23 protein-coding genes and 2 pseudogenes are annotated in these 22,066 nt (G+C 68.9%); 9 read left to right on the forward strand and 16 right to left on the reverse strand.

Features of this window, described 5'->3' with window-relative positions:
• Positions 1-22 precede the first annotated feature (22 nt).
• The 6 genes from DIE13_RS08065 to DIE13_RS08090 form a co-directional block, all read right to left on the reverse strand.
• Entirely contained in the window at positions 23-646 is a 624-nt protein-coding gene (locus tag DIE13_RS08065; RefSeq protein WP_124826648.1) for a glutathione S-transferase family protein, read from the reverse strand.
• 71 nt (positions 647-717) lie between these two features.
• Positions 718-2,217 carry a TIGR01777 family oxidoreductase gene (locus tag DIE13_RS08070; RefSeq protein ID WP_124826649.1) on the reverse strand — a complete coding sequence of 500 codons (1,500 nt, stop codon included), beginning with the start codon at positions 2,215-2,217 and terminating at the stop codon, positions 718-720.
• The gene (locus DIE13_RS08075) at positions 2,214-3,083 is read right to left on the reverse strand and encodes a thiol-disulfide oxidoreductase DCC family protein (protein WP_124826650.1); all 870 of its coding nucleotides are present in this window, start codon (positions 3,081-3,083) and stop codon (positions 2,214-2,216) included. The genes DIE13_RS08070 and DIE13_RS08075 overlap by 4 nt, the downstream gene beginning before the upstream one ends.
• 93 nt (positions 3,084-3,176) lie before the next feature.
• Complete coding sequence (locus DIE13_RS08080; RefSeq protein ID WP_124826651.1) at positions 3,177-3,647, reverse strand: DUF2269 domain-containing protein; 471 nt, start codon at positions 3,645-3,647, stop codon at positions 3,177-3,179.
• A gap of 2 nt (positions 3,648-3,649) precedes the next feature.
• Positions 3,650-4,897: an SDR family oxidoreductase gene (locus DIE13_RS08085; RefSeq protein WP_124826652.1), complete on the reverse strand. Its 1,248-nt coding sequence runs from the start codon at positions 4,895-4,897 to the stop codon at positions 3,650-3,652.
• A 141-nt stretch (positions 4,898-5,038) separates the two neighbouring features.
• A complete protein-coding gene (locus DIE13_RS08090) occupies positions 5,039-5,572 on the reverse strand; it encodes a GbsR/MarR family transcriptional regulator (protein WP_124826653.1) in 534 nt (177 codons plus the stop codon).
• A gap of 207 nt (positions 5,573-5,779) precedes the next feature.
• Here DIE13_RS08090 and fabV point away from each other — a divergent pair, with 207 nt between their 5' ends.
• Entirely contained in the window at positions 5,780-6,982 is a 1,203-nt protein-coding gene (fabV, locus tag DIE13_RS08095) for an enoyl-ACP reductase FabV (RefSeq protein ID WP_124826654.1), read from the forward strand.
• Between the two features lie 55 nt (positions 6,983-7,037).
• Here the strand turns inward: fabV and DIE13_RS08100 are convergent, their stop codons facing one another.
• Positions 7,038-7,742, reverse strand: coding sequence for an SDR family oxidoreductase (locus DIE13_RS08100; RefSeq protein ID WP_124826655.1), 705 nt, complete (start codon positions 7,740-7,742; stop codon positions 7,038-7,040).
• Between the two features lie 340 nt (positions 7,743-8,082).
• Here DIE13_RS08100 and DIE13_RS08105 point away from each other — a divergent pair, with 340 nt between their 5' ends.
• Entirely contained in the window at positions 8,083-8,667 is a 585-nt protein-coding gene (locus DIE13_RS08105; RefSeq protein WP_124826656.1) for a TetR/AcrR family transcriptional regulator, read from the forward strand.
• Positions 8,668-8,714: 47 nt separating this feature from the next.
• Here the strand turns inward: DIE13_RS08105 and DIE13_RS08110 are convergent, their stop codons facing one another.
• Positions 8,715-9,293 (reverse strand): hypothetical protein, encoded by a 579-nt coding sequence (locus DIE13_RS08110; RefSeq protein WP_124826657.1) that lies wholly within the window; start codon positions 9,291-9,293, stop codon positions 8,715-8,717.
• Positions 9,294-9,586: 293 nt separating this feature from the next.
• Here DIE13_RS08110 and DIE13_RS08115 point away from each other — a divergent pair, with 293 nt between their 5' ends.
• Positions 9,587-10,504 carry a DMT family transporter gene (locus DIE13_RS08115; protein ID WP_124826658.1) on the forward strand — a complete coding sequence of 306 codons (918 nt, stop codon included), beginning with the start codon at positions 9,587-9,589 and terminating at the stop codon, positions 10,502-10,504.
• Between the two features lie 94 nt (positions 10,505-10,598).
• On the opposite strand, the gene DIE13_RS08120 is transcribed toward DIE13_RS08115, so the two are convergent.
• Both DIE13_RS08120 and DIE13_RS08125 read right to left on the reverse strand, forming a co-directional pair.
• The gene (locus tag DIE13_RS08120) at positions 10,599-11,384 is read right to left on the reverse strand and encodes a YhfC family intramembrane metalloprotease (RefSeq protein WP_175750621.1); all 786 of its coding nucleotides are present in this window, start codon (positions 11,382-11,384) and stop codon (positions 10,599-10,601) included.
• 75 nt (positions 11,385-11,459) lie between these two features.
• On the reverse strand, positions 11,460-11,990 hold the full coding sequence (locus tag DIE13_RS08125) for a GNAT family N-acetyltransferase (protein WP_124826659.1): 531 nt from the start codon (positions 11,988-11,990) through the stop codon (positions 11,460-11,462).
• Between the two features lie 195 nt (positions 11,991-12,185).
• On the opposite strand from DIE13_RS08125, the pseudogene DIE13_RS08130 reads away from it, so the two are divergent.
• The 4 genes and pseudogenes from DIE13_RS08130 to DIE13_RS08145 form a co-directional block, all read left to right on the forward strand.
• A pseudogene (locus DIE13_RS08130) lies at positions 12,186-12,479 on the forward strand (ArsR/SmtB family transcription factor); the annotation flags it as partial.
• A pseudogene (locus DIE13_RS33360) lies at positions 12,475-12,636 on the forward strand (polyketide cyclase); the annotation flags it as partial. The pseudogenes DIE13_RS08130 and DIE13_RS33360, both read left to right, overlap by 5 nt.
• A gap of 119 nt (positions 12,637-12,755) precedes the next feature.
• Positions 12,756-13,232, forward strand: coding sequence for an SRPBCC family protein (locus DIE13_RS08140; protein WP_124826660.1), 477 nt, complete (start codon positions 12,756-12,758; stop codon positions 13,230-13,232).
• 197 nt (positions 13,233-13,429) lie between these two features.
• Positions 13,430-14,068, forward strand: coding sequence for a 2-hydroxychromene-2-carboxylate isomerase (locus DIE13_RS08145; RefSeq protein ID WP_124826661.1), 639 nt, complete (start codon positions 13,430-13,432; stop codon positions 14,066-14,068).
• A 25-nt stretch (positions 14,069-14,093) separates the two neighbouring features.
• Here DIE13_RS08145 and DIE13_RS08150 read toward each other — a convergent pair whose 3' ends face one another.
• Positions 14,094-15,077, reverse strand: a complete 984-nt coding sequence (locus DIE13_RS08150) for a LysR family transcriptional regulator (protein ID WP_124826662.1) — start codon at positions 15,075-15,077, stop codon at positions 14,094-14,096.
• Between the two features lie 100 nt (positions 15,078-15,177).
• On the opposite strand from DIE13_RS08150, the gene DIE13_RS08155 reads away from it, so the two are divergent.
• Complete coding sequence (locus DIE13_RS08155; RefSeq protein ID WP_124826663.1) at positions 15,178-16,419, forward strand: MFS transporter; 1,242 nt, start codon at positions 15,178-15,180, stop codon at positions 16,417-16,419.
• A 161-nt stretch (positions 16,420-16,580) separates the two neighbouring features.
• Here DIE13_RS08155 and DIE13_RS08160 read toward each other — a convergent pair whose 3' ends face one another.
• Both DIE13_RS08160 and DIE13_RS08165 read right to left on the reverse strand, forming a co-directional pair.
• Positions 16,581-17,240, reverse strand: coding sequence for a glutathione S-transferase family protein (locus tag DIE13_RS08160; protein WP_124826664.1), 660 nt, complete (start codon positions 17,238-17,240; stop codon positions 16,581-16,583).
• 128 nt (positions 17,241-17,368) lie between these two features.
• Entirely contained in the window at positions 17,369-18,439 is a 1,071-nt protein-coding gene (locus DIE13_RS08165; RefSeq protein ID WP_124826665.1) for a rhodanese-like domain-containing protein, read from the reverse strand.
• Between the two features lie 181 nt (positions 18,440-18,620).
• Between DIE13_RS08165 and DIE13_RS08170 the strand changes: the two genes are divergently transcribed.
• Positions 18,621-19,529, forward strand: coding sequence for an HTH-type transcriptional regulator ArgP (locus DIE13_RS08170; RefSeq protein ID WP_124826666.1), 909 nt, complete (start codon positions 18,621-18,623; stop codon positions 19,527-19,529).
• Between the two features lie 45 nt (positions 19,530-19,574).
• On the opposite strand, the gene ltaE is transcribed toward DIE13_RS08170, so the two are convergent.
• The 3 genes from ltaE to DIE13_RS08185 form a co-directional block, all read right to left on the reverse strand.
• Entirely contained in the window at positions 19,575-20,588 is a 1,014-nt protein-coding gene (gene ltaE / locus DIE13_RS08175; protein ID WP_124826667.1) for a low-specificity L-threonine aldolase, read from the reverse strand.
• Between the two features lie 213 nt (positions 20,589-20,801).
• On the reverse strand, positions 20,802-21,329 hold the full coding sequence (locus DIE13_RS08180) for a hypothetical protein (protein ID WP_098554232.1): 528 nt from the start codon (positions 21,327-21,329) through the stop codon (positions 20,802-20,804).
• 13 nt (positions 21,330-21,342) lie between these two features.
• Positions 21,343-21,669: a hypothetical protein gene (locus DIE13_RS08185; RefSeq protein ID WP_124826668.1), complete on the reverse strand. Its 327-nt coding sequence runs from the start codon at positions 21,667-21,669 to the stop codon at positions 21,343-21,345.
• Positions 21,670-22,066 lie beyond the last annotated feature (397 nt).

The raw sequence follows: 22,066 nt of genomic DNA on the forward strand, positions 1-22,066 counted from the left end.
CGCGCCTGCTACTCGCGATGCATTACGGATTCGCGCTGCCCGCGTACAGCTTGAAGCCTTCGCGCGTCGCGAGACGGTCGATGTAACGCTTCACCGCCGGGAAATCCGGGTGCTCGAACGGCGTGCCGAACCAGCGGTTCACCGACAGGCCGATCGGAATGTCGGCGAGCGTGAAGTGGTCGCCGGCCACGTATGCGCCGGTCGCTTCGAGCTGCGCGTTCAGTACCGTCATGAGCTTCGTCCAGCCCGCGATCGACTGCGCGATCACCGCCGGATCCTGATGATCGGGCGACTTGCGCACGAGGCCGAGGAATGCGCCCACCCATGAACGGTTCAGGTCGGCCGCCTGCCAGTCGATCCACTGATCGACCCGCGCGCGCGCCTGCGGCTCGGCCGGATACAGCGCATCGCCGCCATACCGGTTCGCGAGGTAGCGGATGATCGTGTTCGACTCCCAAAGCACGAAATCGTCGTCCTTGATCACGGGGACGAGCGCGTTCGGATTCAACGCGAGATAGGTCGGGTCGTTGGTCGTGCGGAAGCCCGAGCCCCAGTCTTCCTGTTCGAACGGCAGGTTCAGCTCGGTGCACAGCCACAGCACCTTGCGGACGTTGATGGACGGGATCTTGCCGAGGACGTGCAGCATGCAGTCTCCTTGTGAGGTCGGATGCAAGGCGTTCGGGACACTCGACAGGCCCGAACGGGTATCCGCCGAATTTATACACGACCTCGGCGCAAACGGCAGGCCGCGCGCGCAAAATCGGTGTGCGGCCGATCGGTCAGGTCGCGCAACGCGTGCTCGGCCGTCGGGAACCGGAACATGAATCCGTCCTGATGCAGCCGTGCCGACATCACGCGCTGCCCGTCCAGCAGCAGCCCGGCCATCTCGCCCATCGCCAGGCGCAGCGGTGCGGCCGGCACGTGCAGCCAGGCGGGACGCCGCAACACCTTCGCGACGACCTGCACGAACTCGCGCTGGGTCAAGGCCACCGGCGCGACCGCGTTGTAGACGCCGCGCATGCCGCCATTCGACATCGCGCGCGCGATGATCCGCAGCACGTCGTCCCGGTGAATCCAGCTCATCACCTGCGCGCCGTCGCCGAACCGGCCGCCCATGCCGACGTAATGCGGCAGCAGCATCGGACGCAACGCGCCGCCGGGGCCGAACACGATGCCCAGCCGCAGCACCACCGTACGCACCCCGTACCGCTCGAGCGGCTGCACCGTCTGTTCCCACTGCCGGCACAACGCCGACATGAAGCCGCTGCCGGCACTGCTGTTCTCGTCGAGCCGCTCGTCGGCCGGCCGCACGCCGTAGTAGCCGATCGCCGACGCCTGGATCCACGTGCGCGGCTTGACCTCGGCGGTCTCGACCCAGCGCATCAGCGCCTGCGTGACGCCGACACGGCTGGCGAGCAGCAGCGCCCGGCGCCGCGTGCTCCAGCGCGCGCCCAGCACCGGCGCGCCCGCGAGATTGACGACCGTGTCGAAATGCTCGTGCGGCTGCAACTGCGCAGCGGACGTCACGCTGCGCACCCGGCCGTGAAACTGGCAGGCCGCACGCAGCGGATCGCGCGCCAGCAACGTGACCGTATGTCCCGCATCGAGCAACTGGTTCACAAGGATTTCGCCGATGAAGCCGGTCCCGCCGGTCACGAGCACGTTGCCGGCCGGCTGCCCGGCGAACGGATTGGCGGCCGGCGCCCGCCGCGCGACCCGGCAGGCCGCGATCCCGTCGCGGATGCCCGACAGCGTCACGCCGACGGCAAACAGGCTGAGCAGCCAGCCGCGCCAGCCGGAATCGAGCGCGCGCAACGCGGTCGGTTCGTGTGCCCACGCGGCCAGCTGCATCGCGAGCATCCCGAACAGCGCCCCGCCGTTGACGGCCAGCAGCGTGTGCAGCACGCGCTCGGTCGCGGGCAGCTTGCGGCTTTGGTCCTCGACGACGAAATCCCACAACGTCAGCGCCACTTCGACGAGCACGACCGCCGCGACGGCCGCCACCCACGCGCCGTGAAAGGCGACGTTCGCGATCGACGCGAACACGACACCGTAGAGCACGGAACGCGCCGCATGAATCGTCAGTTCGAGCCGCGCGCGCGGGCGGTGCGGCAGGTCCTGCGTGAGTTCGTGGTGGTAAAGCGTATCGAATGCGCCCATCGCGCCCTGCACGATCAGCAGGTCGAGTGCCCAGTGAAAAGCCGGCAGCGTGTTCATGCGGTATCCCTCCTCCACAACCAGACGAGCGGCGGCACCATCGCGACGAGCGCCGCAACATCGGCTGCCACGTGGCTCCCTGCCTGCGCGTGCAACGACAACAGCAGGTCCTGCGGTGCCCAGATCAACAGGCCGGCCAGCAGCCATCCCCACACTTCGCGTCTGCGCAGCCGATTGCCGAGGTGAACGAGCGCCAGCATCCAGACCGATGCGCATTGCAGCGTCGCGCCGAACAGCGACAGCCACCAGATCTGCTGCGCGCGCGCCGCGTCGGGCGCCGTTGCGGCCCAGAAATGCAACTCGATGCGCCGGTGATACGTGTCGAGCCACGACGCCCCGGCGACCCACGGAAGCGCCGTGCCGACGAGCAGATGCACGATCGCCGCCGCATACATCCAGTTCACGACGATGCGACGCATGTCGTCGCGCGCGGGCCGATCCGTCGCCGTACCTTGAGCGGCCGTGCCGCTACCGCACGCCCGGGTATCGCAGCGCGCTTCGGTGCGATACCCGAGCCAGCGCGACACGGCGTACCGGTTGCGCGCGACGCGGCGATACAGCGGCGCGAACACGTCGCGCACGGCCGGCGCGCGCAACAGCCAGACGAGCCCGTGACGCCCGACCAGCGTATAGGCGGCCACGATACTGTCCATGCCGGTCAGCATGCGTCCGTCGGGCAGGCGCGCATGCAGCTCGCGATTCATGGCGGAAAGGTCGACGCCCAGCGGCGCGGGATCGAAGCCCGGCTCGGCGATATCGACGCAGGCCAGCCGGTGCTGCCTGTCCCGCGCGCCGAGACGCCTGATTTCCGCCGCGCATAACGGACACCGCCCGTCGAAGTAAAGAACCAGTTCATTCGAACTCATGCTTTGCACTCCTTCTTTTTATCGCAATCATCCTGAATCGATCGACTGCGCGGAACTGCTTACCCCCACCGCACCTGCGCGGCGGCAACGCGCTTACATCGGCTTGAGCACCATCAGGAAGTAGACGGTCATCATTGCGAAGAATGCCGGATAGCCGAGCAGCTCCCAGCGCTTCGCATAGCGCCAGTAGCGCTCCGGCAAGATGGCGTCGCCGTTCGCGTATGCGAGCTTCGCCATCGAGGCCAGTTCGATCTGCAGCCACACGACCGGTAGCCAGCACACCCCCGCGATCGCATACAGCACGATCGACGCGACGAGCCACGGCGTATCCCACTGCCAGCCGGCCGTATGCGCGAGCCACAACCCGGACGCGGGCTGGAACAGTACGGCCGGCGTCGTGAACCACCAGTCCGCGCGCACCACGAGACGCGACACGGCCGCGATCGCCGGCACCGAGCGCGTACGGTTCGCGAAGAACAGGTAGAACGCGGTGCCGAAACCGGTGCCCACCATCAGCACCGAGGACAGGATATGCAGCGTCTTGACGATCAGATAGATATTCATTTTTATTTCTCTTCGGCAAACAGGATCAACAGGATCGCGAGAATCGGCACGTTCTTGAGCACGGGGCCGAACGGCTCGGCGAGCAGGGCCGGCATCGTGACCGCGATGACGGCCGAATACGCGACGATCAGCGCGCCTTGCGCGACCCACAGGCGGCGGGACGGCACGACGACGGTCGCCACGCCGAACGCGAAGTCCAGCGCGCATGCCGCGTAGAGCGCGATCAACGCGGGCAGCCCGGTCAGGTGGGCGTGCGCGAGCATCGCCAGGCTGTCGCTCCGCGGATGGACGAATGCGCTGACGATGGCCGTCCAGATCCAGACGATTGCAAGCGCGCCGAGCAGCAACGGCCGCCGCCACATCGCGAGCGCGTCGTGGCGCAGCACGACCGCGTCCGCGCCGATGAAATGTCGCAGCCCGCGCGGCGGCCGGCCGAGCACGGCCGCGATGGTCGCGGGGTTGCCCGTGTTGCCGCCGCGCAGCATCGTCCACGTGTCGCGGGTCAGCATCGCGCCCGGAATCGCGCCGGACAGCATGGCCGCCGCCCCGACCAGCGGGCTCGGCAGCGCGATACGCGCCGCCGGCGGAAAACCGAGCGCCGCACGATAGCCGCCCAGCATGTCGCGGTACTCGACTTCGTCGGCGCCGACGGCGTCGATGACGCGCTCGCCGGCCGCCGGCGCATCGACGAGCCGCGCGACGAGTTCGGCGAGATCGTCGACATGCACGGGGCGCAGCCGTTGATGGCCGCCCGCCGGCAGCACGTGCACGGGCAGGCTCGCGAGCATCCGGAAGAACCGCGCCGACGTGCCGGACGCGCCGTAGACGAGCGCCGGACGCACGATCCGGGAATCGAGCGGCAGCGTCTGCAGGAAGCGGTCGGCCGCGTGCTTGCTCGCGAAATACGGCGTATCGCCGCGTTCGACGCCCAGCGCAGAAATCTGGATCACGCGCCGCACGCCGCTGCGGCAGCACGCGGTAAAGAGCGCGCACGGCGCCGCCCGATGCACGGTGTCCAGCGCCGCACCGCGCCGGTCGGCGAGGATGCCGACCGCGTTGATCACCACGTCGACGCCGTCCAGCCGGGCCCGCCATGCATCGGCGTCGACGTCCTTCGCGAAGTCGATTTCGACGTCGCGCGGGCCGGCCGCGCGACGCACGCCGTGCAGCACGCGGTGGCCGCCGGCTTCGAGCCGCGCGCTCAGCGCCCGCCCGATGAAGCCGTTCGCGCCGCAGACGAGGATGTTCATGTCGCACTCCGTCGTGCGGCATGCCGGCGATTCGACAGCAAGGCCATGGTCATCGTCATCCTTTATTTACAGTTACTTCTGTAAAGACAGAAATATGAACTCCAAAAAAAGCGGGCTGTCTGCCCGCACGTCCGGTGCCGCCTACTTCGACGACTTGCGCCGGACCGTCTGGCTGATCTTCGCGCCGATGCCGAGCGCCTTCATCAGCGTGTCCGGCTTCAACCGCAGCATTTCGTCCGACCAGGTCGTGAGCGTCTCGACGAACTGCAGCGTGTCGCGGATGCGCTGTTCGGTCTCGCGGCTTTCTTCGGCGATCTCGGGGCTCGTCAGGCAATCGCGGAGCACCGTGAGCGTCGGTTCGATCTCGCGCTGGCGCCGCCCTTCGACGATCAGCTTGAACAGTTCCCAGATGTCGGTCGACGTCTCGAAATGGTCGCGGCGATCGCCCAGCACGTGCACGACCTTCGCTAGCCGCCAGGACTGCAGTTCCTTCAGGCTCGTGCTGACGTTGGAGCGCGCGACGTTGAGCGTCTCGGCGATCTCGTCGGCCGCGATGGGCCGCCCGGCCAGATACAGCAGCGCGTGGATCTGCGAGACGGTGCGGTTGACGCCCCACCGCGAGCCCATTTCGCCCCAGTGGAGAATGAATCGTTCGGCAATCGGTGTGAGTTCCATGTCGGAAAATTTAGTTTTTTCAGTCATTTCTGTCAAGAGAGAAATTAATCGGCGAAGACGCGATGCGCTGCCCGGATAGCCCGGCCCCCGCACGGCTGCGGTCGCCGTTACCGCCCGCCTTTGCCGCCCCGCCTGCCCGCTTCCATTACAATGCGCGGGATTTTTCCGATTTCAGGCCGTCCGCGCCTTTCTGACTAGAGGTTCCCAATGATCATCAAACCGCGCGTGCGTGGCTTCATCTGCGTGACGACTCATCCGGTCGGCTGCGAAGCCAACGTCAAGGAACAGATCGACTACGTGACTTCGCACGGCCCGATCGCCAACGGCCCGAAGAAGGTGCTCGTGATCGGCGCGTCGACCGGCTACGGCCTCGCCGCCCGGATCTCGGCCGCATTCGGCTCGGGCGCGGACACGCTCGGCGTGTTCTTCGAGCGCGCCGGCAGCGAAACGAAGCCGGGCACGGCCGGCTGGTACAACAGCGCCGCATTCGAGAAATTCGCCGCTGAAAAGGGGCTCTATGCGCGCAGCATCAACGGCGACGCATTCTCCGACAAGGTCAAGCAGGTCACGATCGACACCATCAAGCAGGATCTCGGCAAGGTCGATCTGGTTGTCTACAGCCTCGCGGCACCGCGCCGCACGCATCCGAAGACGGGCGAAACCATCAGCTCGACGCTCAAGCCGGTCGGCAAGTCGGTCACGTTCCGCGGCCTCGACACCGACAAGGAAGTGATCCGCGAAGTGTCGCTCGAGCCGGCCACGCAGGAAGAGATCGACGGCACCGTCGCCGTGATGGGCGGCGAGGACTGGCAGATGTGGATCGACGCGCTGGCCGAAGCCGGCGTGCTGGCCGACGGCGCGAAGACGACCGCGTTCACGTATCTCGGCGAGCAGATCACGCACGACATCTACTGGAACGGCTCGATCGGCGAAGCGAAGAAGGATCTCGACAAGAAGGTGCTGTCGATCCGCGACAAGCTGGCCGCGCTCGGCGGCGATGCCCGCGTGTCGGTGCTGAAGGCCGTCGTCACGCAGGCGAGCTCGGCGATCCCGATGATGCCGCTCTACCTGTCGCTGCTGTTCAAGGTGATGAAGGAAACCGGCACGCACGAAGGCTGCATCGAGCAGGTGTACGGGCTCCTGAAGGACAGCCTGTACGGCGCGACGCCGCACAGCGACGACGAAGGCCGCCTGCGCGCGGACTACAAGGAGCTCGATCCGCAAGTGCAGGGCAAGGTCGTCGCGATGTGGGACAAGGTGACGAACGAGAACCTGTACGAGATGACCGACTTCGCCGGCTACAAGACCGAATTCCTGCGTCTGTTCGGCTTCGAGATCGCCGGCGTCGACTACGACGCGGACGTGAACCCGGACGTGAAGATCCCGGGCATCATCGACACGACGGTCTGACGACCGGGCCCGCCGCGCGCGAGCGCGGGCGGCGGGTCGTCTTCCACGAGCGGCGTCAGACCGGCGCCGCCTCGTCCAGATACACACCGTCCGACAACGTGGCCTTCACCTGCCGCGTGAAGTCGTCGGTGGACACCTCCTCCGCTCCGGATTCGATCGCGTCGTAGGCCTGGCGCACGACGTCGGCCGGCGTCGCCTTGGGTACGTCGAGGCCGCGCGTCAGGTCCGTATCGATGAAGCCGGCGTGCAGCCCGACCACCTGCGTGCGTTGCTCGCGCAGCGAATGCCGCAGCCCGTTGGTCAGCGCCCACGCGGCCGATTTCGACACGCCGTAGCCCGACAGGATCGGCCGGTTCACCCAGCTCGCGACGGACAGCACGTTCAGGATCGCGCCGCCGCCGTGGCCGGCGAGCGTTCCCGCGAACGCGCGCGACATCGCCAGCATCCCGAACACGTTGGTCTCCAGGTGAGCGCGCAATGCGTCGACCGCGCCGTCGTCGGTCAGGCTGCCAAGCCGCGCGATGCCCGCGTTGTTGATCAGCAGCGTGACGTCGCGCGCCGCGTCGGCGGCCGCGGCGACCGCCGCCGGGTCAGTCACGTCGAGCTTCACGGGCACCACGCCCGGCAGCGTCACGCTGGCCGGATCGCGTGCGCCCGCATAGACCTTGCGCGCGCCCCGTTCGAGCGCCTGCTTCGCGAACTCGCGGCCAAGCCCGCGGTTCGCGCCCGTGATGAAAACGACTGCACCTTCGATCTTCATGATCGTTCCTTTCCGAGATTCGATCCCGTCCGCGCCGGTTCGCCGCGCGCCCGGAATCCGGTAAAAAACCACGCTGCCTTCGCGCACCGAACCGTTGCCCCGCCGGTACCGGAAGCCGGGCCGTCCCGCCCCCCGCGCCTCGCCGCACCCACGACCCCGACCGACATCCATCCGTGCCGAGCCGGTTGCTTCGCTTCGTCTGCGAAGTCGGCTACACTTAATCTCAATGTCGATCACCATCGTCTTTGCGATGCATAGTGCCAGCACGATTTCGGTACGTCAATGGTGATCGCCATTGTGATTTTCAATCGCGGCAATTGCTGGAATGGGGGAAGGATCGATGGGTGTCTCGAGACAACAGGCTGCCGACAACCGCAACGCGATCGTCGCGGCCGCCGAGCGGCTGTTCCGGGTGCGCGGCGTCGACGCGGTCGGGTTGACGGAATTGATGAAGGAAGCCGGCTTCACGCAGGGCGGCTTCTACAACCATTTCAAGTCGAAGGACGCGCTGGTCGCCGCCGTGATGGACAAGGCGATGCAGGATCGCGCCGATTCGCCGAACGCCGGCAGCGTCGCGAAACAGGCGGCGGCGTACCTGTCGGGCGCGCATCGGGACAACGTCGAAGCCGGCTGCCCGCTGTCGGGCTTCGCGGGCGATGCGCCGCGGCTGACCGACGCGGCGCGCGCTTGCTACACGCGCGGCGTCGCCGCGTATCTCGACCGGCTGGAACGCATGGTAGCCACGGAAGGCTCGGCCACGGCCGACGCGCGCGGCGACGCGATCGCCGTCTTCAGCCAGATGGTCGGTGCGCTGGTGCTGTCACGGGCGGTTGCCGGCACCGATCCCGCCTTGGCCGACGAGATTCTCGATGCGGCACGCCGCGCGCTCGTCGGACAGCCCGGCGATCCGGCCGGGCCGGCATAGCGGCACGGCGCCGTTCGAGCGCTACCGCTACTTCCTGTCGCCATCGCTTATTGGATCGCCCCCGCCGCATCCCACAGCGGCTGCCGGCCGAGCGCCGCATGCCATGTTTCGAACTGCGTGCGCCATGACTCGAACGGCTCCTTCAGCGGATGACGCGGATCCTCGCTGAGCGAATACGCCATCCCTTCGATCAGCCAGCGTGGCTTGGTCGCAACTGCGAGGTTGCCGAGCACTTCGGCCTGCCGGTGATGGATCAGCTCGTGCGCGAGAAAGTAGGTCTGCCAGCCGCGCGGCGCCACGGCCACGCCGAAATCCCCGAGCGTCAATGCCGCGCGTTCGCCGAGGCCGAAAGCATCCGCACACGCGCGCGTCGAGCAGAACACGACGCGCGGTGCCTCGCGAAACGGGCCCACCGCCGCCGCCGCGCGCGCGTAGCCGTCGCGATAGAGCTGCTGCGCCTCGTCGAGCTTCGCGAGATCGTCGATGCAGATGTCCGCGCGTGGACACGACACGCCGGGCAACAGCGCCGGCACGACGACGCGCAGCGGCTTGACGAGCGCGCAAGCGGCGATCGGCAGCGCGACCAGCAGCCCCGTAAGGGCGAAAGCGACGTGGGAGCGTTTCATCGTGGCGGCCATTCCGTTGGCGTTCCGGTGGAGTGTTGCAGCACGAATATATCGGAGCCACGCTGCCGCCGGCCGGCCTTTCTTGCCGCGTGGCTTGCACATGGGCGGCGCGGCCGGTGACGCGCGACAGGAGCGGGCGTCGGAACGTCGCATCGCTGCCCGCTCGGGTTGTCGTTCCGCCCAACTATTAAGACGTTTTTCGACTTGATTTCGCCTGAATAATATATTGGACGGATTACCGGAAGCGTCGCATCCTTGCCGCACATCGACCCGCCGCACCGCAAGGACCGCACATGAAACACAACGAATGGCTCACCGGAATCGGCTACGGACTGCTCGCGGCGCTCATCTGGGGCGGCTTCCCGGTCGTCACGCGGCTGGGCGTCACGCATGCCGCGCTCGACGCGTTCGACATCGCGTTCATCCGCTTCGCCGTATCGGGCACGCTGCTGCTGCCGGTCGTGCTGCGTCGCGGCGTCCGCTCGCTGCGCCCCTCGGCGATCGTGCTGATGGTGATCGGCGCCGGCGCGCCGTACATCCTCACGGTCGCGGCGGCGCTCAGTCGTGCGCCGGTCGGCTACTTCGCGCTGACGCCCGGCAGCATGATCGCGTTCACGGCCGTGCTCAGCCGGTGGATCGCGCGCGAGACGCTGTCCGCCGCACGGATCGCCGGCATCGTCACGATCCTGGCAGGGATGGCGCTGGCCACATCCGACGCACTGAGCGGCGCGATCGGGCCGCTCGCGCTCGCGCTGTTCGTGCTCGGCGGCCTGCTGTGGGCCGTCTATAACGTCACGACGAAGCACGCGGCCGCCGGTGCGCTGCATGCGACGGCCATCGTGTCGGTCGATTCCGCGCTACTCTACTGCCCGCTTTATCTCGTCGCGCGTGGCGACGCCGTATTGCACGCGCCCGTCGCGGCCATCGCCACGCAGGCGATCTACCAGGGCGTGCTGATGTCGGTGCTGGCGCTCTACTGCTTCAGCCGCGCCGTCGTTGCACTGGGCCCGGCGATCGGCGCAACCTTCGCCGCGCTGATGCCGCTGCTCGCCACGCTCGAAGCGGCGCTGCTGCTCGGCGAACGGCCGCACGCCGCGGCGCTCGCCGGCATCGCGGTCGTCACGGCCGGCATGATCGCGAGCCTCGTGAGCCGGAGGCAGTCGGGAGCACCGCGCGCCGTCGCGTCGCCGAAGCCGGCCGCGAACGGGTGACGCGGAAGGCGGCCCGTGCGTCGCCGATGCACTCCGGGCCGGCGCCGCGCTGTCGCAGATCGGGGCCGGCAGCGGCCGCATGCGACGACGCGCGTCATGCCACGCGCCCGCGGCCCGTCGCATCGGCCCCCGATCCTCGTCGACTCCAGCGAATGCCTGCCCACAGAATCGCGAGGCTGCAGACGAGCAGGATTGCCTCGATCAGTATCGAGTCGACATGCCAGTGCCGCGACAGCAGCACGACGACGAGATCGATCCCGAAATGGATCGCGATCGCATAGGCCAGCCATCGCTTCGTCCCGCGCACGAACGTCTGCAACACGATCAGCGACATCCCGACATGCGCCGCGAGCGCGCTAACGCGTTCGAGCAGCGCCAGGAACGGTGACGCGAGCGTCATTCCGGAGAACTGCGACGCGATCAGCGATTGCACGCCGGTGCTCGCGACACCCCCGGCGCGCTCGAGCAGGTAGCCGCCGCAGAGCGCGAGAAAGCCGACGCCGACGAGCAGCATCGCCTCGAGCCCGCCGTGTCCGAGCCCGTACATCACGGCGGTGCGCGGATCGCGTCGACCGGCCAGCAAGTAGCGGAACGCGACCCAGCGCCCGCACTCCTCGAAGAGCCCCGCCGTGAACGCCGCGAATACAAGCATCGGCAAATGCCAGGCCGGATCGGGACCGAGCCGGCGGAACAGCGGAATCTGCCACGACAGTCGCAGCACCGGCTGGAACACGAAAAAGATCAGCATCCCGCACCAGAACGCACGCATCGGCACGTGCGTGCGGCGCCGCCACGCGATCGCGAGCAGCGGCGGTCCGATCAGCGCGGCGATACCCGCGACGAACGTGGCGAACAGCAGAATCGGCGTGACAGCGTGCATGGCGGGCGCTGGATCGCGACGTGGTCAGGCATGCCGATGCGCCCCTGTGCACGGGGGCCGCATCGGCCGGTGCCTCTACACGAGCTGCTTGTGAAAATACGTGGTCGCGCACAGCGCGCCGTCGGGCATCAGCGCGTAGTTCGGCACGATGCCGACGCGCTGCCAGCCGGCCCGCTCGTACAGGCGTTCGGCATCGCCGCCCGTCACCGTGTCGAGCACGAGCACGGTCTTGCCGGCCTCGCGCGCGGCGTCGTCTGCGGCCGCCATCAGACGCGCGGCGATGCCCTGCCGGCGCGCATGACGGGACACGAGCATCTTCGCGATGTCCGCGCGATGCGGCTGGTTCTCCGGCTGCCCGGTCACGACCTGGACGGTGCCGACGATCCGGCCGGCGGCGTCCTCGGCGACGAGCAGGATGCGCTCGCCGCTCGCGACCCCGTCGGCGACGCGCGTCCAGAACGCGACGGCCGTCGCGCGTGCGATCGGCAACATGAAGCTGACGGACGCGCCGCCTTCGACGCAATCGATCAGCACGTCGGCGAGCGCGTCGATGCAGGCGTTCGCTTCGCTCGCGTCGACACGGCGAACGGTCACGGGTTCTGTCATACCCTCTCCGGTATATCAGGCGGGGCACGCGTTCGGCCGGCGTGCGCCCGGGTCGAAAGGCATGCCGCTGCGCAGTCGTGCATGCGCAACGGCGGCAGGTGTTCGGAAACACGTCGCCCGGCCTGGTCGGCGCGTGTTATCGCCCCATCATCCTACGCGACGAAAATTCTCCGTGCATTGCCCATACTTAGCCGCATGGCTAACTTGCGCCCCGGCATCGACGACGTCTTCCACGCCCTCGCCGATCCGACGCGCTGCGCGATCGTCAACGCACTCGGCGGCGGCGGGCGGACCGTGTCGGAACTGGCCGCGCCGTTCGACATGGCGCGGCCGTCGTTCATGAAGCACGTTGCGGTGCTCCAGCGCAGCGGCCTCGTCCAGGCCCGGAAAGACGGCCGCTCGCGCACCTGCAAGCTGGTCGGCAGCCGGCTGGCCGAAGCGGAGCGGTGGCTCACCGCCCGGCGCGCGCTGTGGGAAACACGCTCCGATCATCACGAAGGCCGCCGCCGACGCCGGCTGCAGCTACGAAGCACGCGTGATGCATCCGGACGCGGCGACGCGCGAGCGCCACGAAGCGCTCGACTTTTTCGAGGGCTGGAACATCTGCATCACGCAGCTCGACGAATTCGCGACCGCCTTGCGCTGATTGCATACGCATGCGCGGCCATTGCATGCCGCCACGCACGCGCCTAGGATTCCTGAAGGCAGCACGACGACACGCCGGTATCCAGCATGCACCGTCGCGCGCGCTCCGCGGGAGGCCACATGCTGCACACGCACACGCATTCGACCCGGGTCAGCCGGCACCTGAACGCCCCGCGCGGGCGCGTCTATCGCGCACTGCTCGACCCGCACGCGGTCGAACAATGGAAAGTGCCGGACGGCATGACGTGCCGCGTGCACGCCTACGACGCACGCGAAGGCGGCGCGCTGCGCGTGTCGCTGAGCTACGACGAATCGTCGGGCGGCACCGGCAAGACCGCCGCACACACCGACACCTATCACGGCCGCTTCGTGACGCTCGTGCCCGACGAGCGGATCGTCGAAATCGACGTGTTCGAAACCGACGATCCGATGCTGCGCGGCGCCATGACGATCACGATCACGCTGTCCGACGAAGCAGGCGGCACGCGCGTCGACGCCGTACACGACGGTGTGCCGCCGGGCGTGCCGGCCGCCGACAACGAAACCGGCTGGCAGATGGCGCTAGCAAGGCTCGCGACGCTGGTCGAGAAGGGTTAGTGCGCGCTCGCGTCACGCGGTAATGCCTGCATGCTGACTGCGGCAGCAGCGGGCGCGGCGTCATCATGTGCGCCGCAGGTCCCGTACCGGACCTTGCGGCAGCGCAAAACGCCGCCACGTGCGACACTGGCCCGCATTCACGTGCGCCGCCCCGCCCGCGCACACCCCATCCGAACACGCATGAGGAGACCGACGCGATGAACGCCGCGCGCACCGCCACCTGGTATTTCGATTTCGTTTCCCCGTTCGCCTATCTGCAGCAGGAACGGTTCGACTCGTTGCCGTCCACCGTGGCGTTCGAGCCGAAGCCGATCGTGCTCGGCGCGTTGCTCGCGCACTGGGGCCAGAAAGCGCCGGCCGAGATCGCGGCGAAGCGCACCTTCACTTATCGGCATGCGCAATACCGCGCGGACAAGCTCGGCGTCGCGTTCCGGATGCCGCCCGCGCATCCGTTCAACCCGATCCGGCCGCTGCGTCTCGCGATCGCGATGGGCGGCTCGCCCGACGCGATCCGGCGGATCTTCCGGCACATCTGGCGCGACGGCAACGACGTCTCGACGCCGGACGGCTTTGCCGCGCTGTGCGACGCGGTCGGCTTTCCCGAAGGCGTGACGGCCGTCGAAACCCAGGCGGTAAAGGACGAACTACGCGCGAACACCGATCAGGCGATCGCACACGGCGTGTTCGGCGTGCCGACCTTCGAACTCGACGGCGACCTGTTCTGGGGCGACGACGCGACCGACATGTTCGTCGACTGCGCGACGTCGCGCGCGTGGCTCGACTCGCCCGAAGTGCGCCGCATCAGCGCATTGCCCGAAGGGATCCGGCGCGGCTGACGGGGCGCGCGGCGGCGCCTGCCGCTCACGCATCGCGTCCTTCGACGAGGGCAGGCACGGCCTCGCGCATCATCGCGACGAAGCGCACGAGCCGCGACGGATAGAACTGCGCGTGCGGGTAGGTGATGTAGACCGGCAACGGTGCGGCCTGCCACTCGGGCGCGAGATGCAAGAGTTCGCCGCGCGCGAGATGGTCGGCCAGCATCCACGACGAACCGACGCACGCGCCGACACCCAGCAGCGCAGCGCTGCGCAGCGCGTAGAGATTCGCGGTGGTGATGCGCGGACGAATCGCGATGCGCCGCGTGTCGCCCGTGACGGCTTGCGTCAGCGTCAGCTCGGTCCGGTAGTACGTGCGCAGCGCGAGCCACGGCAACGCGGCAAGCGCGTCGGGATCGGCGGGCACCTCGGCGCCGTTCAGCACGGACGGCGCGGCCACCACGAAGCGCGGCACCTTGGTCAGCCGGATCGCGACGACAGACGGGTCGGTCGGCTCGCCGACCTGGATCGCGCAGTCGATCCCGCTGCCGACGAAATCCCGCACCTCGTCCTGCAACAGCCACTCCACCGATACGCGCGGGTAGTCACGCAGAAACCGCGCGAGCGGCGCGACGAAGCGCTCCTGTCCGAACGCATGCGGCACCGCGACCCGCAGCAGGCCTTCGGGCTCCTCCTGCGCGCCGCGCAGGTCGGCCTCGAACGCCGCCCAGTTCGTCAGCAGCTCCTTCGCGCGCGTGAAACAGCGCTCGCCGTCGACCGTCAACCGCATCGTATGGGTCGTCCGCTGCAGCAGCCGGACCCCGAGCGAGCGTTCGAGCGCCTGGAGCCGCCGGCTGATGGTCGGCTGGGTCGTGTGCAGTTGCGCGGCGGCGGCCGACAGGCTGCCGGCCTCGACTATGCGTACGAAGGTTTCCATCAACTCGAAACGATAGCCCGCGCCGTCGACAGGCACCGCCTGAATGCGCACAGACCCGCCAGCAGCAGGCGAAGCAGGGATTTTCTCGGTCATGCGCCAAGCGTATAACAAATCTGCGCCGGGCGGTACTACCATGGCCGGCCGCCGGTCGGCACACTCGCGTCCATCCGTTACCCCAACAAGGATGTACGCCATGTCCACCCCGACCCGTCTCGATGCCGCGCCCCGCGCGGCCCATGCACCGGCCCATGCGGTCCATGCAGCCGCCGCATCGATGCCCGATCGCCGGCTCGTGCTGCTGTTAGCGGCGGCAGCCGGCCTCGGCGTCGCGCCGCTCTACTATGCCCAGCCGATGCTCGCCGCACTCGGCTCCGATCTCGGCGCGTCGGCGCGCGCGATCGGCTTCGTGCCGACGCTCACGCAGCTCGGCTATGCGCTCGGCATCCTGCTGCTCGCGCCGCTCGGCGACCGCTTCGAGCGGCGCCGCGTGATCGTGACGAAGGCCGCCGCGCTGGTCGTCGCGCTGCTGCTCGCCGCGATCGCGCCGTCGCTCGGGCTGCTGCTGGCCGCGAGCTTCGCGATCGGCCTGACCGCGACGATGGCGCAGGACGTCGTGCCGGCCGCCGCGACGCTCGCGCACGACACGCATCGCGGCCGCATCGTCGGCACGGTGATGACGGGGCTGCTGCTCGGGATCCTGCTGTCGCGCGTCGTCGCCGGGTTCGTGGCGGAGACGGCCGGCTGGCGCGCGATGTTCGCGCTCGCGGCCGCGAGCGTCGCGGTCATCGGCGCCGTGGCCGCGCGCGGGTTGCCGCGCTTCGCGCCGACCACGCAGCTGTCGTACCGCGCGCTGATCGGGTCGCTCGCGGACCTGTGGCGCCGTCATCCGGCGCTGCGCCGCGCCGCGCTCGCGCAAGGGGTGCTCGCCATCGGGTTCAGTGCGTTCTGGTCGACGCTCGCCGTGATGCTGCACGGCGCGCCGTTCCACCTCGGTAGCGCGGCGGCCGGCACATTCGGCCTCGCAGGGGCCGCCGGCGCGCTGGCTGCGCCGATCGCCGGACGCCTCGCCGATCATCACGGCCCCGAACGTGTCACGCGCATCGGCATCGCGATCGCGACTGTGTCGTTCGCCGCGATGGGCGCCGCGCCGCTGATGACGCCGCATGCCCAACTCGCGCTGCTCGCCGCCGCGACGATCGGCTTCGATCTCGGCGTGCAGGCAACGTTGATCGCGCACCAGGCGATCGTGTACCGGATCGATCCCGCGTCGCGCAGCCGCCTCAACGCGGTGTTGTTCGTCGGCATGTTCATCGGGATGGCGGCCGGCGCCGCGCTCGGCAGTTCGTTGCTCGCGCAACTGGGCTGGAATGCGGTGATCGTGCTGGCCGTCACGACGTCGCTCGCTGCGCTGGCCGTGCGCATGTGGCGCTGGTGATTTCCGGCGTCGCGACCCAAAGGCGGGCTTGCCCGCCTTTTCTTTTCATTTTCGTTCGACGCTGCGCGGCCGGGCGCAGCGCGTCGGATCCGTGCGGCGCGCAAGCGGCATCCGATCGTTCGATGCCAGGTTTGCGATCGCCGCGCCCCCGGCCGCGCAGGTCAGTCGCGATCGGGCGCGCCGAGCGGAAAGAACGAACGATACGGCCGCGCCTCGTCGACCGCCCGCGCAAACGACGGCCGCGCAAGCAAGCGCTTGCGATACGCGATCACGTTCGCGAACGACGGATCGATCCGGTGGGTCCAGTCCGCGTAGAACAGGAACGGTGCCGCGCCGCAGTCGGCGAGGCTGAAGCGGTCGCCGGCCGCCCACTCGCGATCGGCCATCTTCCGGTCGAGCCACGCATACGACGTGTCGAGCATCGCCCGTGCATCGGCAACGCCGCGCACGTCACGCTCGTGCTCCGGCCGCAGCGCGTCGTACACCACCTTCTGCTGCGGCGTCGACACGTAGTTGTCGAAGAAGCGATCCATCGTGCGCACCTCGAGTGCCGCGCGCGGATCGTCGGGCAGCAGGCGCACGGGGCCCGGATGCGCGAGGCCGAGATACTCGATGATGATGGTGGCCTCGACCACGGTGCGCCCCGCGTCGACGAGCACCGGGAAGCGCTTCATCGGCCAGAGCGCGGTCAATTCCTGCATCGGCTTCGGATCGTCGTGCGCAAGCACGCGATATTCGAACGGCGTGCCGTTCTCGTACAGCGCGGTCAGCACCTTCTGGCAGTATGACGAAAAGGGATGGGCGTAAAGCGTCGGCGTCATCGCGTGGTCTCCCGGGTTTCGGCGCCGCGTCGTGCAGCGCCACGTGATCGGATACCTTGACGACGAACGGCACCCGCCCGATTCGACAACGTTCCGATCTTTTTTCTCCGGCGCGCGACATCGCACCGCTACGACCGGCCGTCCTTCACGACGCGCCCTTCGCCGCGCCAGCGCAGCATCCCGCCGCCGAGATTCGCCACCGCATCGAAACCCGCCTTCCGCAGGATCACGGTCGCCTGCGCGGAGCGGCCGCCGGCGCGGCACACGGTCACGATCGGCCGGTCGCGTGCGAGCTCGCCGGTGCGCTCGGCCAGCTCGCCGAGCGGAATCGGCGTCGCACCGGGCAGGTGGCCGAGCGGGCCGGCGAATTCGTCCGGCTCGCGCACGTCGACGATCTGCACGGCCGGCAGATGATCCTCGAGCCACTGCGGATCGATTTCCCAGAACCCGGCGAACGTATAGACGAGCGGCGCCCAGTCGGCGGACTGCTGCGCATCGGGTGCGTTCGCGGCGACGCCGCACTGCAGGTTCGCGGGCACCGCGACGTCGATCTGGCGCGGATGCGCGAGCCCGAGGTTGTGCATGTAGCCGGCAAAATCGTCTTCGCTGAGATCGCCGCCCAGGCGCGGATTGAAGCGCCGCTCCTCGCCGACGCTCGTCACCGTCAGCCCGCGATAGTCGTGCGCCGGATACAGCAGGCAGGCCGCCGGCAACGTGAAGAGCCGGCCGTGCACCGCGCGATACAGCGCGTGCGGGTCGCCCTGCTGGAAATCGGTGCGGCCCGTGCCGCGAATCAGCAGGCAGTCGCCGGTGAACGCCATCGATTCGTCGTCGAGTACGAGGCTGATGCAGCCGCTCGTGTGGCCCGGCGTCGCGCGCACCGTCAGGTAACGCGGGCCGAACGTGCAGCGGTCCCCGTCGTTCAGGTAGCGGTCCGCGCCCTGCGCGCCGCTCGCGGCCGAGATCACGATCGCGCTGCCGGTGCGCTGCTTGAGCAGCCACGCACCCGTCACGTGATCGGCATGCACGTGCGTGTCGATGGTCGCGACGAGCCTCAGCCCGAGTTCGTCGAGCAACGCCGCATCGCGGCGCACCTGCTCGAACACCGGGTCGATGAGCAGCGCTTCGCGCGATCCGCGGTCGGCGAGCAGGTAGGTATAAGTCGACGATTGCAGGTCGAAGAGTTGCCGGAAGATCATGGCGAAGTGGCTCCGTCGGCTGGGCGTGGCGGTTGTGCGGCCGGCCCCGTGTGCGCCGCCGCCGCGCGGGGCGCGCGTTCATACAGGGTAGTTCAAAACGCGCACGCCGCCCGGGTCGGGCGCGCATGCTGCCTTACACTACCGGCTGTTCTCGTCTTACGTTCACAGGAATTGCGTCGACATGTCGATGACGATCGATCCGAAGCAGGCCGCCGCACTGCTGGCCGTCGCCGACACCGGCAGCTTCGAGCAGGCCGCCGTGCGCCTGCACGTGACCGCGTCCGCCGTCACGCAGCGGGTCCGCGCGCTGGAGGCGAGCCTCGGCACGCCGCTCGTGTTGCGCACGCGGCCGTGCCGGCCGACGGTGGCCGGGCAACGCGTGCTCCAGCACCTGCGCCGCGTCGCGCTGTTGCAGGCGGACCTGCAAAGCACGCTCGCGACCGAGCGCGAATCGCCGATCTCGGTCACGATCGCACTGAACTCCGACAGCCTCGGCACCTGGTTCCTGCCCGCGCTGACGTCCGTGCTCGCGGGCGAGCGCATCCTGTTCGAGCTGATCGTCGAGGATCAGGACCATACGTTCGCGTTGCTCGAAAGCGGGATGGCCGTCGGCTGCGTGACGACCGAGCCGAAACCGATGCGCGGCTGCGTCGCGACGCCGCTCGGCACGATGCGCTACCGGCTGCTCGCGGCCGCGGCCTTCGCGGCGCGCTGGTTTCCACGCGGCCTGAATCGCACGAGCGCGCGCGCTGCGCCCGTCGTCGCGTATTCGCGGCGCGACACGCTTCAGTCTGCATTCCTGAAGGAAAAGTTCGGGTTGCCCGATGGCGCGTATCCGTGCCACTACGTGCCGGGCACGCACGCGCATTTCGCGGCGGTGCGGCACGGGCTTGGCTATGCGATGGTGCCGGAGCCGCTGATCGGCGGCTCACCGCTCGACGCGCAGGGGCTCGTCGATCTCGCGCCTGCGCATCCGACCGACATCACGCTTTACTGGCATGCGTGGACCGTGCAGTCGCCGACGATGGCGTCGCTGTCCGCGCGGGTCGTCGAAGCGGCGCGCCGGCTGCTCGCGCCGCTGCCGCAGTGAAGTGAAACGAAGTGCCGGGCGTCGTGCACGGCACCATCGGGGACGTTACGCGCGCCGCTGCGCGAAATACGCGCCGACCGCGTCGACGAACGTATCGATGTCCGCGCGCGACACGTCGCAGTGCGTGACGAAGCGCGACGCGTACAGCATCTGCGTGAGGATCCCGCGCTCCTTGAGCCACGCCTCGAGCGGCGCGCAGTCGGCTTCGGGGAATTGCGCGAACACCATGTTCGTCGCGTGCGACAGCACCTTCACCTGCTCGATGCGCGCGAGGCCCTGCGCGAGATGCGCGGCGTTCGCATGATCGTCGGCGAGCCGCTCGACGTTGTGGTCTAGCGCATACAGGCAGGCCGCCGCGAGAATGCCCGACTGCCGCATCCCGCCGCCCAGCACCTTGCGCCAGCGCTGTGCGCGCTCGACCAGCGCGCGATTGCCGACCAGCACCGAACCGACCGGCGCACCGAGACCTTTCGAGAAACAGATCGACACGGTATCGAACGGCGCGCACAGCCCGGCGATCGGACGACCCGACGCGACGGCCGCATTGCACACGCGCGCGCCGTCGAGGTGCGCGGCCAGCCCGCGGCTGCGCGCGAACGCCACGGCTTCCTGCACGTAGCCTTCGGGCAACACCTGGCCGCCGATCGTGTTTTCGAGCGCGAGCAGGCGCGTGCGCGCAAAGTGATTGTCGAGCGGCTTGATCGCCGCGGCGATCTTCGCGAGCGGCAGCGTACCGTCGGGGGCATTCTCGATCGGCTGCGGCTGGATGCTGCCGAGCACCGCCGCGCCGCCGCCTTCGTACTTGTAGGTGTGTGCGAGCTGGCCGACGATGTATTCGTCGCCGCGTTCGCAATGGGCCATCAGCGCGGCCAGGTTGCTCTGCGTGCCGCTCGGGAAAAACAGGCCGGCCTCCTTGCCCGCCCGCTCGGCCGTAGCCGCCTGCAGGCGCAGCACGGTCGGGTCGTCGCCCCATACGTCGTCGCCGACTTCGGCGGCAGTCATCGCGGCCAGCATCGCCTGGCTCGGACGTGTCACGGTATCGCTGCGTAAGTCGATCATATTCGTGCCCTGAGTGAACGCGGACCGGAACCGATGCGCCCGGCCCTGCCGAAACGAGACTCAGAGTGTACGCAATTCGCGCGGCGCGTGCCGATGGGGTCGGGCCGCGCAGCGACGATGCAAGCGCGCTCCGCCGACGAACGGGACGACCACGACCACGACCGCCGCGACGCGCCCCGCGCCGGCACGGCCGGCCAGGGCGAGGCGGTGTCGTCAATAACGCGGCGGCGGCGGCTGGATGCCCGCCGGCGGCATCGGCGGCGCCGAGGGCTGCGCGCTCCCGCCGTATCCGCCGCTCATCCCGCCCGGCACCGGTACGCGGTTGCCGGATGCGTACATGCACTGCAGGTACGCGTAGTCGTAGCGGCGCTGGATGTCGTACGCCGAGCCTTGCGCGGCGCCCGCGCCCACGACGCTGCCCGCGAGCAGCCCGGCACCCGCGCCGACCGCGGCGCCGGTGCCGCCGTTGAACGCCGCACCGGCCGCCGCGCCGAGCGCGGTGCCGACGGCCGCGCTGCCGAGCGCGCTCGCGGTCGAGGCCTGTCCGGCGCTCACGCCGCCCGATTGCTGGAATGCGTATTGCCGGCAGTTCGCGTCGTCGACCCGGAACTGGTCGAACGATTTGCCGGTGCCCGGCAGCGCCATCACGCTCGGGCCGACCGGCATGTATGCGCACGCGCCGAGCAGGCCGGCCAGCGCCAGCACGGCCGGCACACGCAGGGATCGAATTGCCTGGTTCATCGTCGGGCCTCCATCATTGCGGCCGCGCCGGCACCGATCGCCAGCCCGACTTGCAGGTCTTCACATACGGGTAGTAATGCCGCGACGCGTCGCAGTAGTACCAGAGGTTCGCGTCGCCGCCCACCTGCGGCTGATCCTTCTCGACGTACTCGGGCGGCGGGCCGGGATCGACGGGCACCGCGACGACGGGCGGCGGGTAGTAATACGGCGCCGGAACGACGGGGTAGTAATACGGGTAACCGGGGCCGACATAGACCCCGACCCGGGCGGCATGCGCCACGCCGCCCGTCGCGACGGCCACCGCGGCGGCCGCGCCCAGCGCGAGCTTCAATCCATTCACGTCACGTTCTCCGGCAGGACGGTTCGTCGATACGAACCCGATACTTCGAACGCTACGCCGAGCGCGATCCGGCATCCATTACCGGCGCGCACGCGATTGTTGCGCGACGTTACCCGTGTGACAGACGCGGGCGCGAAGGCCCGCCGGCACGCCGTCGTACGTTACACGCTAATGCGTGGAAACGGATCCGCGCGGATCTGAACAGACCGAAGGCCCGCACCGGCCGCGTGCGGCCCGTTGCGCGCAGCGTGGCGGACACGTCGCATCGTTCCGATGATGCGACGCGCCATATTGACGCACGTGCGGCAGACCGCCACGCCGCGGCAGCGCAAGCCGCGCACCGCGTTCTTGATACGAATCAACGATTTATCCCGAAATCGCCCGCAGCCGGCTGGAC

Origin of the sequence: Burkholderia sp. Bp9016 (assembly GCF_003857765.1) — a bacterium.
Classification (GTDB): Bacteria; Pseudomonadota; Gammaproteobacteria; order Burkholderiales; family Burkholderiaceae; genus Burkholderia.

What these genes read in the sequence shown, in the direction of transcription:
- DIE13_RS08065 (WP_124826648.1), bottom strand. Translation starts at nt 646, where the DNA reads ATGCTGCACGTCCTCGGCAAGATCCCGTCCATCAACGTCCGCAAGGTG.
- DIE13_RS08070 (WP_124826649.1), bottom strand. Translation starts at nt 2,217, where the DNA reads ATGAACACGCTGCCGGCTTTTCACTGGGCACTCGACCTGCTGATCGTG.
- DIE13_RS08075 (WP_124826650.1), bottom strand. Translation starts at nt 3,083, where the DNA reads ATGAGTTCGAATGAACTGGTTCTTTACTTCGACGGGCGGTGTCCGTTA.
- DIE13_RS08080 (WP_124826651.1), bottom strand. Translation starts at nt 3,647, where the DNA reads ATGAATATCTATCTGATCGTCAAGACGCTGCATATCCTGTCCTCGGTG.
- DIE13_RS08085 (WP_124826652.1), bottom strand. Translation starts at nt 4,897, where the DNA reads ATGAACATCCTCGTCTGCGGCGCGAACGGCTTCATCGGGCGGGCGCTG.
- DIE13_RS08090 (WP_124826653.1), bottom strand. Translation starts at nt 5,572, where the DNA reads ATGGAACTCACACCGATTGCCGAACGATTCATTCTCCACTGGGGCGAA.
- fabV (WP_124826654.1), top strand. Translation starts at nt 5,780, where the DNA reads ATGATCATCAAACCGCGCGTGCGTGGCTTCATCTGCGTGACGACTCAT.
- DIE13_RS08100 (WP_124826655.1), bottom strand. Translation starts at nt 7,742, where the DNA reads ATGAAGATCGAAGGTGCAGTCGTTTTCATCACGGGCGCGAACCGCGGG.
- DIE13_RS08105 (WP_124826656.1), top strand. Translation starts at nt 8,083, where the DNA reads ATGGGTGTCTCGAGACAACAGGCTGCCGACAACCGCAACGCGATCGTC.
- DIE13_RS08110 (WP_124826657.1), bottom strand. Translation starts at nt 9,293, where the DNA reads ATGAAACGCTCCCACGTCGCTTTCGCCCTTACGGGGCTGCTGGTCGCG.
- DIE13_RS08115 (WP_124826658.1), top strand. Translation starts at nt 9,587, where the DNA reads ATGAAACACAACGAATGGCTCACCGGAATCGGCTACGGACTGCTCGCG.
- DIE13_RS08120 (WP_175750621.1), bottom strand. Translation starts at nt 11,384, where the DNA reads ATGCACGCTGTCACGCCGATTCTGCTGTTCGCCACGTTCGTCGCGGGT.
- DIE13_RS08125 (WP_124826659.1), bottom strand. Translation starts at nt 11,990, where the DNA reads ATGACAGAACCCGTGACCGTTCGCCGTGTCGACGCGAGCGAAGCGAAC.
- DIE13_RS08140 (WP_124826660.1), top strand. Translation starts at nt 12,756, where the DNA reads ATGCTGCACACGCACACGCATTCGACCCGGGTCAGCCGGCACCTGAAC.
- DIE13_RS08145 (WP_124826661.1), top strand. Translation starts at nt 13,430, where the DNA reads ATGAACGCCGCGCGCACCGCCACCTGGTATTTCGATTTCGTTTCCCCG.
- DIE13_RS08150 (WP_124826662.1), bottom strand. Translation starts at nt 15,077, where the DNA reads ATGACCGAGAAAATCCCTGCTTCGCCTGCTGCTGGCGGGTCTGTGCGC.
- DIE13_RS08155 (WP_124826663.1), top strand. Translation starts at nt 15,178, where the DNA reads ATGTCCACCCCGACCCGTCTCGATGCCGCGCCCCGCGCGGCCCATGCA.
- DIE13_RS08160 (WP_124826664.1), bottom strand. Translation starts at nt 17,240, where the DNA reads ATGACGCCGACGCTTTACGCCCATCCCTTTTCGTCATACTGCCAGAAG.
- DIE13_RS08165 (WP_124826665.1), bottom strand. Translation starts at nt 18,439, where the DNA reads ATGATCTTCCGGCAACTCTTCGACCTGCAATCGTCGACTTATACCTAC.
- DIE13_RS08170 (WP_124826666.1), top strand. Translation starts at nt 18,621, where the DNA reads ATGTCGATGACGATCGATCCGAAGCAGGCCGCCGCACTGCTGGCCGTC.
- ltaE (WP_124826667.1), bottom strand. Translation starts at nt 20,588, where the DNA reads ATGATCGACTTACGCAGCGATACCGTGACACGTCCGAGCCAGGCGATG.
- DIE13_RS08180 (WP_098554232.1), bottom strand. Translation starts at nt 21,329, where the DNA reads ATGAACCAGGCAATTCGATCCCTGCGTGTGCCGGCCGTGCTGGCGCTG.